A 12,894-nucleotide genomic window follows, 5' to 3' on the forward strand; every position below is an offset into this window, starting at 1 on the left:
GAGAGACGATGAGGATGAGAGGGCTGCTTGCCGGCGCCGCCGTGCTGGCGCTGTCGGGGTGCGCCGCGGCCGGCGCGATCGCGAACACGCAGACGATTACCCTGCGCGACGCCACCGGGCGCACGGTGGGAACGGCGCTGATTTCACCCGCCACCGAGGGCGTGCAGGTGGTACTGAGCGCCAGCCAGCTTCCCGCCGGGGTGCATGGCGTGCACATCCACCAGAACGGCCAGTGCGACGCGCCCGAGTTCACCACGGCGGGCCCGCACTTCAATCCGGCGAACCGCCAGCACGGCACCGAGAACCCCGCCGGCCCGCACGCGGGCGACCTGCCCAACATTACGGTCGACGCCAACGGGCGCGGCACCATGAGCGGCATCGCGCGGGGCGTTACAATGATGGGTCAGGGCGCCAACTCCGTGCGCAAGGACGGCGGCACCTCGCTGATGGTGCACGCCACCGCCGACGACTACCGCACCGACCCGTCGGGCAACTCCGGCGCCCGCATCGCCTGCGGCGTCATCCCCGAAGCCGACTGACGCTTCGACGGATGATGAAAGCGGCCCGCCGCGCGTGAATGCGCGGCGGGCCGCTTGTCTTACTGGCCGATCACTTGGTTACAGCCCAACAACGGCGTTGCCTTCGATACGACCCGACCACGCATTGACTTCCTGAGGGAGGCGCCGCGCCGAAGCCGCCCGGATGAAGAACCCGGGGCGCCGACCGAAGGATCTCGCCCGCACAACCGTGGGGCTCAATCCGCGCCGCAGCCCCCCGAATCTCCGCGCCCGTTTACGGCACCCGGAACTGGTACTCCGGCTTGGGGCACGATGGAGGCGGAGCGATCGCTTCGGTCTGGTACGGCTGCAGTTCGCAGCCGGCACGCACGGGAACGTAGATCACCATCGGCGTCCCGGTGTTCGAGCGCTCGCGGAACACCGGTACGCCGCGCCACGAGCCCAGCCGCACCACGGAATCCAGCTCCACCACCCGCGGCAGCCCGTACCGGACGAAGCAGACGTTTTCCGGATCGTAGTCGATGCTTTCGCTGTTCACGTACCACTCGCGGGTCAGCGCGTACTGCCCCGTATCCGCATACACCGCCGAGAACGGCCGCCCGCCAACCACAGTGTCCCCCGTCGCCAGCCGCTCCGCCCGCACGTTCGCCAGCTTCCCCTGGTGCAGCACGCACACCTCGACCGTGTCCACCCGCGCCTGCACCGGCTGCGCCTCCACCTGCGGCACCTCCGCCACGATCCGCGGCGTGGGCTGCACCGGCGGCGCGGGGGGTGTAGGCGCCGGAGCCGACGTACAGCCGGCGAGCACTAAGAACACCAGGATGAGCCGCAGCCGCCACAGCGTCAAAACACGATCATCGCAACGCAGCATCATTTCTTCGGAAGACGGGCGCCCGCGAAGGGACGGCTGGCCGCCAGCTCGACCGCACCCTGACGAAGAATGCGCCGCACCACATCCAGCGCGCGCTGCACGTCGGCGTCGGACGCGCCGGCCTGCCAGCGGTCTCCAGATCTGCGCGCAGCCGCCGCATCCCGTCCATCTCACTGAACGCCAGGGCGAGCTCCGGACCGGAGACCAGCGCCGCGACGGCCAGCGTGAGCTTGTGGTGGTTGGCCGCCCGCACGCGCAGGTCGCGCGAACGCACCACGGCGGCAGCGGCGATCCGGCCCGCGTCGTACGCGCGCAGCAGACGGCCGTTGGCACTCACGCTTTCCACCTGTGCGTCATCAGCTGCCTGCAGCGCGTTGGTCCAGAGCCCCACGATCTCGTCATCCGCTGCCGCATCGCGCGACAGCCGGCCCGCATCGACCAGGTTCTGTATGCGATCCGTCATCCGGCAAACACGGTTGAGGCGCCGGGGAGCACGGCCGGCGAGCCGATCAGGAAGTGGATCGGTCCAGCGAGCGCGTTGGGCAGAAAGCTCGCGCCGGGCGCCCGATCGCGGATGAAGCGCTCCGCGTCATAACGCTTCACGTCCACGGGGCGGTCGAGCACCAAGGCCGTTTCCAGCAGCGCGGCGCCCAGTTCCGCATCGTCTATCCGCTCGCCCAGGATCAGCAGGTCGATGTCGCTGTCCGGCCGCGCATTTCCGCGCGCCTGCGAGCCGAAGATGAATGCCGCGTCGATGCCCGGCACCTCGTTGAGCGCGTCGCGCAGCACCAGCCCGGGCGCGTACTCCGCCACCAGCGACTCGATGGCGCGCCACTGCCGGTTGCCGTCCTCGCGCCGGTAGACGACCCGCCGGCCATCCGCCTCACGCCGCACCAGCCCCATCGCCTCCAGACGCGCGAGCTCCGCCTGCAGCGAGCGCTTGCCCAGGCCCGTGTGCCGCTCCAGCGCCCGCACGTGGTCGCGTCCGTCCGGATGCACCACAAAGTGTGCGAGCAGCCGGGCGCGCGCCTCCGATCCTAGAAAATCGTTCAATCGATCCATTGCTCCCCCTTTGCCCTCAAACATAGGGCGATACCCGTTGCGACGAAACCCCGGCTCCAATCCTCCGGAGCCGGGGTCGTGAAACGCCGATGCCGCGAATCAGTGGATGCGTTCGCCGGCGGGGGACCAGACTTCCACCTCGCCCAGGTTCAGGGCGCGGATGGGAGCCTCGATGGTGGCCAGGTCACCCGCGACCACCACGGTGACCGCCGACGGCGTCAGGCGGGCGCGGCCCACGGCGGAGATGTCTGCCGGGGTCATGGCCGCCAGCCGGGGGCCGTAGGCGGCGTAGAAGTCCATCGGCAGCCCCCACACCAGCAGGTTCTGCATCCGCTGCGCCAGGCCCTGCACCGTCTGCACGGAGGCGGGAAAGCTCCCGGCCAGGTTCCCCGCCGCGCCCGCCAGCTCCTCCGCCGGCACCGCCTCGTCCACGATGCGGCGGAACTCGCGCACCGACTCCGCCACCGCCGAGTCGGTGGCGTTGGTGCGCACGGAAGAGTTGATGAACAGCGTGCCGCCGCCGCGCAACGCGCTGTAGTTGGCGAACGCGCCGTACGTCCAGCCGTGCCGCTCGCGCAGGTTCTGGTTGATGCGCGCGTTGAAGGCACCGCCCAGCACCTGCGTGAGCGCCGCCAGCCGCAGGTAGTCCGGGTCCTCCGCGCCGATCGCCGCCTGCCCGATGCGGATGGCCGACTGCACCGACCCGGGACGGTCCACCAGGATCACCCGCGTGGCCGAAACGGGGCGCACCGGGTTGGCCGGGCGCGCCAGCCGCGGCGCTTGGCCCCGCCACCCGCCAAACGCCTGCTCCGCCATCCGCCGCGCCTCGTCGGCGCTCAGGTCGCCCACCAGCAGCAGCGTAGAGTTGGACGGCACGTACATCGACCGGTGCCACTGCAGCACGTCGTCGCGGGTGATGGTGGCCAGCGACGTGGCCGTCCCCGACGTGCGCCGCGCGTACGGCGCCTCGGCGGCAAAGACCGCGCGGGAAAAGGCCTCGGTCGCCAGCCCTTCTACCGTGGCCTGCGCCTGCACGTGCGCCGTGATCCCCTGCTGCCGCACCCGCTCAAAGTCGCGCTCCGGGAACGCCGGCGCGGAAACCGTCCCCGCCGCCAGCCCCAGCGCCTCGCCAAACACGGGCTTGAGCGCCGTGACGGCCACAAAGGCGGCGTTCTGCGCCGCGCCCGTCTGGAACTCCGCGCCCAGCCGCTCCATCCGCGCCGCCAGCTCCGGCCCGGAAAGCGTCGTGGAGCCTTCCGGCAGCAGGTTGGCCGTCAGCACGGCCAGTCCGGCGCGCGCGGCGGGCTCGTGCTCGGCACCGGCGTCCAGGATGAGCCGTGCCGTCACCATGGGCACCGCCGTCTGCCGCACGGCCACCACGCGCAGGCCGTTGGACAGGCGGAACTCGTCCACCGGCGGCAGCGTGTACGGGCGCACCGGGGCCAGCCCGGGCTGCTGCGCCACGATCTGCGGCGCGGGGCGCGGCTCCGGCTGCGCGTCCAGGGTGGCGGAGGCCGCCAGCGCGGCGGCCATCGTCAGGCGAATCGTCATCTGCCGGTTCACTGGGCTCCCTCCGTGCGCGGGGCGGGGACAAATACGAGCACCGCGCGGTTGTCCGCCGTCATGCGGTCGCGCACCAGCGCCTGCAGGCCGGCCACCGTCACGCCGTTCAGCGCCGGAAGCCAGCCGTTGATCCACCCCGCGTCGCCGTAGAACACGGCGCCCTGCGCCAGCACGTCACCGCGCCCGCCAAAGCCGCCCATGGTCTGCAGCTGGTTCACCAGCGAGTAGCCTTCCGCCGCCTGGGCGCGCTGCAGCCCTTCGGCGTCGATGCGGGCCGCGATCCCGTCCAGCTCCGCCAGCAGTGCCGCCTCCAGCGAATCGGCGCTGGCGCCCGGCTTGCCCACGGCGCCCACCACCAGCATGTCGGCGCCTTCCACCAGCCCGAAGTTGAAGCCGAACACGCTGGTGGCCACCTGCCGGTCGCGAACCATGGTCTCGTACAGCGGTGACGAGCGCCCCGTGGCCAGCACGGTGGACAGCAGCGCCACCTCCGGCGCCTGCGGGTCGCGCGCGCCGGGGACGCGATAGCCCACGTATACGGCCGGCGACGGCGCGTTGCGGTCCTGGATCACCTCGCGCCGGCTGTCACCCAGCCGCGGCGGCAGGGGCACGTTGCGCACCGGCGGCGGCGCGGGCCCGCGCGCGATCCCGCCAAAGTATCGGCGCACCATCTGTTTGGTCGCGGGGATGTCGATGTCACCCGCGATGGCCAGCACGGCGTTGTTGGGGACGTAATAGGTGCGGAAGAAGTCGCGCACGTCCTGCAGCGACCCGTTCTCCAGGTCCTGCATGTAGCCGATCACGGGGTGATGGTACGGGTGGTCCTGCGGATACAGGTTGGCCAGCATCCGCTCCACCCACACGCCGTACGGCTGGTTGTCGTTGCTCTGGCGGCGCTCGTTCTTCACCACCTCGCGCTGGTTCACCAGCTTGGTGTCGTTCAGAGCCTCGTCCAGCGTGGCCATGCGGTCCGCCTCAAGCCACAGCGCCAGCTCCAGCGCGTGCGCCGGCACCTGCTGAAAGAAGTTGGTGCGGTCCCAGCTGGTGGTGCCGTTGATGTCGGTCCCCGTGCGCGAGCCCACCGCCTCCAGCAGCCCAAAGTGCCGCCCCTCGGGCGCGTTGCGCGACCCGGTGAACAGCATCAGGTGCTCGAACAGGTGGGCAAAGCCGGTTTTGCCCGTCTGTTCGTGCTTGCTGGCCACGTCGTACCACAGCACCGTGGCCGCCACCGGCGCCGAACGGTCCACGTGGTAGATGACGCGCAGCCCGTTGGGCAGCGTTTCTTCCTCGTAGTCCAGCCGCACGGAAGGGGCGGGGGGTGCCTGTGCCGCCGCCACTCCGGGCGGCGCCGCTGCCAGGGAAAGGACAAGTGCGGGAACGATTCGTCTCATGTGCCGCTCGAAGTGCAGGTTCGCGGTAGGATCGCCGTCATAGTACGCGCGCAACGGCGGCGCGACAACGGATGACGGAGTGCCGGAAGGAGGATCGGGGTTTCGGCGCAGCGAAGCAGAACAAGGGGAAATCAAACCCAGATGGTGATTTCCTGAGGGAGCGCCACACGGAACGTGAACCTTCACAACCGCTTGCGCGCGACCGAAGGATCTCGTCTGCCCCACGCAGGGCTAAGATCCGCGCGGTGAAGCCAGGCCCCACGGCTGTACCGACCAGATCCTTCGGTCGGCGCCAACCTTCATCGCATCAGCAAGTTACGCGCGGCGCCTCCCTCAGGAAATCAACGCTTGAGGACGTTTGCAACACCCTCCTGGTTCGTCGCGCCGAATGTGGACGGCGAGGGGCCACACTGATCGCCACCCATCCGACTTACGATCCGCCCTTCGTGAATTGCAGGTTCTGGACGCGCTGGGTGGCGGCGGTCAGGCCGGTGATGCGGCCGGAGGTGTCGCGGCGAAAAAGGACCAGCACGTAGGTGCCGTCGGTGAACGCGTCCTCGCCCGCCGGGCGCAGGCGCAGGCCCCCGCGCGGGCCGCCGCTCACGCGCAGCTCGCCGCCGGCGCGGGTGACCGTCCACGTGGAGCGCAGCTCGTCGCTGCGGTAGGCGCCGGTGTAGCGGTCCAGCTCCGCGGGGGCGCGGTCGTCGTCCGGCACCTCGCGCAGCACCAGGGGCGCGCGCCGGCCATCCGCCTGCTCCTCCAGCACGTACCCGCCCTCCGGCGCGGCGCGGAAGGTGGACGTGAGCGGCTGGCCCTCCACGCGAAAGCGGCCGCCGCCCAGCGGACGCATGCCGTACCAGGTGATCCACTGCCGCATCTGCAGCCGTCCCTGATGCACGCGGATGGCGCGGACGAACTGCTCGTCACGGTTGATGTACACGCCCTCGTAGCGCCGCAGTTCGGCGGCGGAGGGGGCGGGAGCCTCCGCGGCCAGCGCGGCGGCGGGGGCGGCGCGTTCGGCGCGGGCGATTTCGTCGGCCAGGACTACGTCGCTTACGCGCTCGGCCAGCGAGTTGGGCTCCGCCATCTGGTAGACGTTGCACATCACCAGCACCGAGGTGCGCTGGTCCGGGTAGCGCATGAACTGCGAGCGGTATCCCTGGCTAAGCCCGCCGTGCCACAGGCGCCGCAGCCCGCGGTACGGCTCCGTGTGCAGCGCCATGGCGTACGGAATCGTCTCGCCGCTGTTCAGCCTGCCCTCGCGCTGCATCGCCTGCACCACGTCGTGGCCGCCCACGCGCCCGTCGTAGAAGTTGGCGTCCCACCGGGCCAGGTCCTCCGGCGTGGTGGTGAACCCGCCGTTCTCCTCCGTCATCGCCAGGTGAAAGCCGGACCCGTCCCGGTCCTGCGCGTAGGCGCGAACCCGGCGAACTGCGGGGTTGGCGGTGTGCGTCATCCCCAGCGGGCCAAAGATGCGCGTGCGCTGGAACTGGCCCACCGGCTCGCCCGCCGCGCGCTCGGTGATGCGGTGCAGCAGGTCGTAGCCTGTGTCGTCGTAGACGTGGCGGGTGCCGGGGGGAAAGCTCAGGCTGGGAATGAGGGCGGGGTCTTCGACGCGTCCGCCGGTGAACCACCCCACCTCCGCGTCGCGCAGGCCGCTGGTGTGGTGGATCAGGTGGCGGATGGTGACGGGCGCGCCGTAGTCCGGAAGCTCGGGCAGGTGCTTCTGCACCGGATCGTCCAGCGACAGCTTGCCTTCGCGCTCCAGCAGCAGGATGCCGAAGGTGATGAACTGCTTGGCCATCGACGCACCGTCAAAGGCGCTGGCCGTGGTAAACGGCGTTCCCCGCGCAATGTCCGCCGATCCGTAGCCCCGCCCGAAGACGATGCGCCCCGCGTCCATCACCGCCACCACGCACCCGGGCGAGCCCGGCCGGTCGAAGCGAGCGAACACGGAATCGATCCGCGCGCGCAGGACGGCGGAATCCGGCCCGGCCAGGCGCCCTGCGGCGGAGATGGCGGTGTCGGTGCGGGCTTGCGCAACGGCGGGCTCCCGCGGGCGCGCGGCGGCCTCGCGCGGCACCGGCGAATCGCACCCGGCCAGCGCGGCGAGCAGGATCCAGCCCCCGCGGCGCATCCCGATCATACCACGGAGCGGGTGGTGGATTCCCCGATCAAAACACGCGGCCGCCCAGGGGAACGTCCTGGTCCGGCCTGAGAAGGACGATGGCGCCGTCCGGATCGGGGAGGCCCAGCACCAGCACCTCGCTCATGAACGGGCCGATCTGCCGCGGCGGAAAGTTGGTGACGGCGATCACCAGGGTGCCGACGAGCGCGTCCGGCGTGTAATGCACGGTAATCTGCGCGCTGCTCTTCCTGATCCCGATCTCCGGCCCAAAGTCGATCCACAGCTTGATGGCGGGCTTGCGTGCCTCGGGAAACGGCTCCGCGCGCTGCACCCGCCCCACCCGCATCTCCACCTTCTCGAAATCACCGTACTCGATCGTCATCGCACCGCTGAACACTGTCCGTGGGAAGGCTAACTGGCTGGGGAGGATGACGGTTTTGGCGAGGGCCGGCAAGGCGCGGCGGGGCGTCGTACCACATCCGCAAACTCACTCCGTATTCCCACGACTGCAGGTTTCACGCGGAGGGAGCAGAGGAAGCAGAGTTTGTACATGCAGTTCTCTGCTTCCTCCGCTTCCTCTGCGTGCCCAATCTTTTCGCGGATTCGGCATCACGCCGGCGAGACGTCCGCCGGCTACAGAATCCAGCGCAACCCGAAGCGGGTGCCAGAGATGCGCATCACGCCGTCGTCGCCGCCGCCGCGGTAGTGCTCGGCCACCAGCGCGCCGGTGTCGGTCAGGCGCAGGTGCACGCCAAGGCCGCGTCCGTTGGTGATGGTGTCGCGGCGGCGGGTAATGACCTCCACCTCTTCGCCGCCGGACTCGATGGTCGCGGGGTTCACGAACTGCTGCAGGTAGTGTATGCCGACGAACCCGTAGGCGCGCACCACGCCCATCCCGTAGCCGATCTCGATGTCGGCGCCGGTATCGTACAGCGTGCCGCCGCCGCCCTTGACCGTCCCCGTGCCGTTGCCGTGGAGGTCGAGCAGCCCCTGCTGGTTGGCGCGCAGCGGGTGAATGCCCAGCGTGGAGCGGCCGCCCAGGTACGCCCCGTTGCGCTCGCCCACCTCGATGGTGTACCCCATCTCCACGCTGAAGCGCGCGTCCACCAGGCCGTTTCCGCCGGCCCCCTGCCCCGCCAGCACGAAACCGCCCTGCCCGTACTGCGCCCCCGCGGAACCAGGGTTGAAAACGATGGAAAGTACGGCCGCCAGAAGGACGTTGCGTCGCATGGCCGAATCAGGGAACCAAGTGGGACTTCCGGCGCGCGCGGAGGATGTGGATGCGGCGCCGCAGCGGACGCGCGAAGTACCCACGCACCCGGCGATTCGATCCGTGGGGTGTACCCGCTCCTGTAAACCAGGCGTCGCAACAAAGCCAAGGCTCATCTCCTGCCCGGAGACGAGGCTTTTGCGTGAGGTAACCGCAAGCCATTTCGCACCTGCAGCCGGTCCGTCCGTCAGCCGTCTCCAGTACATCCGTAGCGAGGCTGCAGAGCCGGGATCGCTACGCCGAAACCATACGTGGGCTTAGCGGATTTCGCCGTAGCCACGCCACAACGAGCGTAGTCATATCCCGGAAGGTAAGTTGCTCCGGCGGCGGCAGGTGAGCCTCGGCGCACATCTCCGACAATCCACCCCGGAAGGTGAGGTAACGATCAACGATCTTGTCACCCCCCGGCAGAAGCACGCCTTCGCCGCAGTGCGTAACGAGAAAGTCGCGCACCTGCTGAATCATCTGGACAGGACTACGTCCGTGAGCGCGGATATCCTGCCCGGCGATGTCCGAGATGTACTTCTGGTAGCGATACCTGTCCGTGTCGAGCACAATCGCCGCCTTGCGCCGGTGCACACCCGTTCCGAACGCCTTCGCGCCGATGAAGATCCCCAGCTCCAGGGGCATGTTGAAGCGCGGGAGGCGCGAGTGACGATCGAGTTGCGTTCGTGAGATGTCGTGAACAGCCAGCCGGCACTCGGCGATGATCCGGATGATCTTCTCGATCCGCGCTTCGCTGCTGTCCTCCACCTCCAGAGCAGACCGGGGGTAGAACCCACAGTCGTACACCGCAAAAGCAACGGCCTCGAAGAGAGGCCGAAACGCAAGATCGAAAGGGCAGTTGATGAAGACGCTGTTGTCGTAGCTTCTCATCATCGGGCCGGGCTATGGCGATGCGTCGTGATCCGCCGCCACCTTGGCGCGAGCGGAACCAGCGGGGTTTGCGGCCACCGTGTCTTGGGTGGCTCTCACGCTTTTTGAGCGGCCCCGCTGCCTGGCCCGCTCCTCCACCCTCCGCCATGCCTCCATGGCCTCTTCGACGGTGATTTTGTCGCTCTCGTGCGCAGGCTGAATCGTGCGCCATCTTGCCATCTCACCCTCCCTCGCTGCTGGCTCCTCCGTCTAGTTTAGCGGCTCTCCGGGGCTTTGGGAAGTCCCTTTCGGATGCAGTCACCGTGCGGAAAATCTGGCGTTTTCCAACCCCGAACTCATCCGCGAGGCTATGGCTCGACGTGATCCGCGGGCTCCGCGCCCGCGGCGCCGGGGCGGGCCTGCGCAAGGGCATCGCGCAGGGAAGCGGCCAGCGCCTGGACGTGCGGCGGCAGCACCATGTCGGCGTGGGTGCCGGGCACCGCGTGCACGTGCAGATCGCCCAGGCCGAACGCGCGCCATTTCGCCGGCAGCCCCGCCGCCTCCATCCCCTCGCCCGCGGCGCCCTCGCGCGCGCAGAACAGGTCCACGCGCCCGGCGTACGGCGGCAGGGGGTGCTGGCGCGTGGCGGCGGAGGTCGCCTGGAACACGCGCAGGGCGGCGCGGATCCGCTCCACCTCGGCCGTCTCCATGCCGTGGGCCGCCATCCACGCGGACAGGTGCGGCAGCCGCTCCGCCGGGGGCAGCGCGCGAAGGGCGGACTCCAGCTCCGCCAGCGCAGCCGGGTCCGCGGCGACCAGGCTTTCGGCGTAGCCGCGGTACAGCGCGGCCGGGTCCAGCGGCCCGCGCGTCTGATGAACGTCGGGGGGGCGCGCATCCAGCAGCGCCACCGTCGCCACCGTCTGCCCCTGCGCGCGCAGCCGGTGCGCCATCTCCAGCGCGATCACGCCGCCCGCGGACCAGCCGCCCAGCAGGTACGGCCCCGCCGGCCGCACCCGCCGCAGCTGGGCCAGGTAGCGCTCCGCCATGGCACCTGCCTCCGACAGCGGCTCCGCCTCGCCCTGTACGCCGGTGGCCTGCAGGCCGTAGAACGGCTGGTCGGGGCCCAGCAGGCGGGCGAGCTCGGCGTAGTGAAAGACGGTGCCGCCCGCCGGGTGCACGCAGAAGAACGGCGGAAGCGTGCCGCCCGCCTGGATGGGCACCAGGTTGCCGGACGCGCCCGCGGCGCCGCCCGCCACCGCGGCGGCAAGCGCGCGTGGCGTGGGGCTGCGGAACAGCTCGTCCAGCGGCAGCACGCGGCCAAAGCGCCGGCGCACGCGCGCCAGCAGCCGTACGGCCAGCAGCGAGTGCCCGCCCAGCGCGAAGAAATCGTCATCCATCCCCACCCGCCCCACGTCCAGCACCTCGCTCCATACCTGCGCCATCGCGCGCTCGGCCTCGTTCACCGACGGGGCAAAGACGGCCTCCGGCGCGGCGGAGGTTGTGCGCGCGGCGGGGAGGCGGCGGGCACGCCACGCCTCCGCATCCCCCAGCAGCACCACGGAGCCGTCCGGCTGAAGCCGGCCCAGCTGGCCCGTGGGCATCCCCGCCTCGTCCGACCACACTCGGGCCACCTCGCCGATGCCCACGGGGGCGCCGGCGGCGGTGCGCAGCGTAAGGCCGGCGGCTCGTTCCGGGTCGGCGGCGGTGTGCAGCGACAGGGCGCTCAACGGGCAGTCCGGGTCCTCGACCGCCTGGCGCAGGACGGCGGCCACCTGCCACAGCAGCGCGCGCATCCGCCCGGCATCGAACAGGTGGGGGTTGTACAGGCAGTGCAGCCCCAGGCCGTCCGGCGACTCGCCGGCGTACAGGGTAAGGTCCAGCTTGCTGGACGCCTGCGTGCCGGCACCCGCCCCCTCCACCCGCACCCCCTCCAGCCGCTTCTCGTCCGCGGCGAAGTTGAAGAGGTTGAGCATCACCTGAAAGACGGGTGTGTGGGCGCGGCTGCGCTCCGGCTGCACGGCGTCCAGCACCCGCTCGAACGGCACGTCCTGGTGCGCGTACGCCTCCAGCGTGCCCTCGCGCACGCGGCGCAGCAGGGCGCGGAACGGCGGATCGCCGGACAGGTCGGTGCGCAGCGCCAGGTTGTTGAGGAACGGGCCGATGAGCCCCTCCAGCTCCGCCCGCGTGCGCCCGGCGACGGGGGTGCCCACCACCACGTCGTCATCCCCCGCCAGCCGGCCCAGGACCACGGCAAAGGCGGCCATCAGCACCATGAACAGCGTGGCGCCCTCGCCCCGGCCCAGCGCGACGGCGCCGGCGGGCAGCGCGCGCGGCAGCTGCAGCCCCTCCGCGGCGCCCGCGTGCGGCTGCCCCGGGGGACGCGGCCGGTCCAGGGGAAGCTCCAGCCGCGTGGGCGCGCCGGCCAGCCGGCCCCGCCACCAGGCCAGCTGCCGGTCCAGCGTGTCGGTGCGCAGCCACTCGCGCTGCCACACGGCGTAGTCCGCGTACTGCACCGGCAGCGGCGGCAGCGCCGGCGGCTGGCCGCCGGCAAAGGCGGCGTACAGCGCGGACAGGTCGCGCCACAGCACGCCGCTGGACCAGCCGTCCGCCACCGCGTGGTGCACGCAGGTCAGCAGCACGTGCTCGTCCGGCGCCAGCCGCACCAGCGTGGCGCGAAAGAGGGGGCCGCGCTCCAGGTCGAACGGGCGTTTGGCGTGGTCCTGCGCCACGCGCCCCATCCGCGCCTCACGCTCCCCGTCCGCCAGCGGCGCCAGGTCGATCCGCGGCAGGGCGACGGGCCCGGGGGGAAGGATGCGCTGCACCGGGGCGCCATCCACCTCGGGAAGCCCGGTCCGCAGCGTCTCGTGGCGGTGGACCAGCGCCTCCACGGCGCGGCGCAGGGCCTCGGCGTCCAGCGGGCCGTGCAGCCGGTGCGTGGCGGGAAGGTGATAGACGCCGCCGCCTTCCAGCCGGTCCAGGAACCACAGCCGCTCCTGCTGATACGAGGCGGGCGCGTCGCCGTGGCGCGCGACGCGGCGCAGGGGCGGCGCGGCGGCGTCCTGGCCGGCGCGGCGGCGGGCGTCCACGGCCGCCGCCAGCGCGGCCAGGGTGGGCGACTCGAAGACGGCGCGCAGCGGCAGCTCCACCCCCAGTGCCTGCCGCACCCGCGCCGCCACGCGCGTGGCCAGAAGCGAATGGCCGCCCAGCGCAAAGAAGTCGTCGCCGCGGCCGACGCG

11 protein-coding genes are annotated in these 12,894 nt (G+C 71.1%); 1 reads left to right on the top strand and 10 read right to left on the bottom strand.

The window, feature by feature from the left end:
- Positions 1-14: 14 nt before the first annotated feature.
- Positions 15-539, top strand: a complete 525-nt coding sequence (locus ACOJUJ_RS23045; protein ID WP_420129268.1) for a superoxide dismutase family protein — start codon at positions 15-17, stop codon at positions 537-539.
- Between the two features lie 253 nt (positions 540-792).
- Here ACOJUJ_RS23045 and ACOJUJ_RS23050 read toward each other — a convergent pair whose 3' ends face one another.
- The 10 genes from ACOJUJ_RS23050 to ACOJUJ_RS23095 form a co-directional block, all read right to left on the bottom strand.
- Positions 793-1,389, bottom strand: a complete 597-nt coding sequence (locus tag ACOJUJ_RS23050; protein WP_420129269.1) for a hypothetical protein — start codon at positions 1,387-1,389, stop codon at positions 793-795.
- Complete coding sequence (locus tag ACOJUJ_RS23055) at positions 1,373-1,852, bottom strand: hypothetical protein (protein WP_420129270.1); 480 nt, start codon at positions 1,850-1,852, stop codon at positions 1,373-1,375. Before ACOJUJ_RS23055 ends, ACOJUJ_RS23050 begins: the two co-directional genes overlap by 17 nt.
- Positions 1,849-2,451 (bottom strand): nucleotidyltransferase domain-containing protein, encoded by a 603-nt coding sequence (locus ACOJUJ_RS23060; protein WP_420129271.1) that lies wholly within the window; start codon positions 2,449-2,451, stop codon positions 1,849-1,851. Before ACOJUJ_RS23060 ends, ACOJUJ_RS23055 begins: the two co-directional genes overlap by 4 nt.
- 99 nt (positions 2,452-2,550) lie before the next feature.
- Positions 2,551-4,002 (bottom strand): M16 family metallopeptidase, encoded by a 1,452-nt coding sequence (locus tag ACOJUJ_RS23065; protein ID WP_420129272.1) that lies wholly within the window; start codon positions 4,000-4,002, stop codon positions 2,551-2,553.
- 8 nt (positions 4,003-4,010) lie between these two features.
- Complete coding sequence (locus tag ACOJUJ_RS23070) at positions 4,011-5,405, bottom strand: M16 family metallopeptidase (RefSeq protein ID WP_420129273.1); 1,395 nt, start codon at positions 5,403-5,405, stop codon at positions 4,011-4,013.
- A gap of 430 nt (positions 5,406-5,835) precedes the next feature.
- Positions 5,836-7,551, bottom strand: coding sequence for a serine hydrolase domain-containing protein (locus ACOJUJ_RS23075; protein ID WP_420129274.1), 1,716 nt, complete (start codon positions 7,549-7,551; stop codon positions 5,836-5,838).
- Between the two features lie 28 nt (positions 7,552-7,579).
- Positions 7,580-7,915 carry a tRNA-binding protein gene (locus ACOJUJ_RS23080; protein ID WP_420129275.1) on the bottom strand — a complete coding sequence of 112 codons (336 nt, stop codon included), beginning with the start codon at positions 7,913-7,915 and terminating at the stop codon, positions 7,580-7,582.
- 251 nt (positions 7,916-8,166) lie between these two features.
- Positions 8,167-8,763 (bottom strand): hypothetical protein, encoded by a 597-nt coding sequence (locus ACOJUJ_RS23085; RefSeq protein ID WP_420129276.1) that lies wholly within the window; start codon positions 8,761-8,763, stop codon positions 8,167-8,169.
- 274 nt (positions 8,764-9,037) lie between these two features.
- Positions 9,038-9,679 carry a hypothetical protein gene (locus tag ACOJUJ_RS23090; RefSeq protein WP_420129277.1) on the bottom strand — a complete coding sequence of 214 codons (642 nt, stop codon included), beginning with the start codon at positions 9,677-9,679 and terminating at the stop codon, positions 9,038-9,040.
- Positions 9,680-10,026: 347 nt separating this feature from the next.
- On the bottom strand, positions 10,027-12,894 hold a 2,868-nt coding region (locus tag ACOJUJ_RS23095; protein WP_420129278.1), incomplete at its 5' end, for a condensation domain-containing protein.

It is taken from the genome of Longimicrobium sp. (assembly GCF_048594345.1).
GTDB lineage: Bacteria > Gemmatimonadota > Gemmatimonadetes > Longimicrobiales > Longimicrobiaceae > Longimicrobium.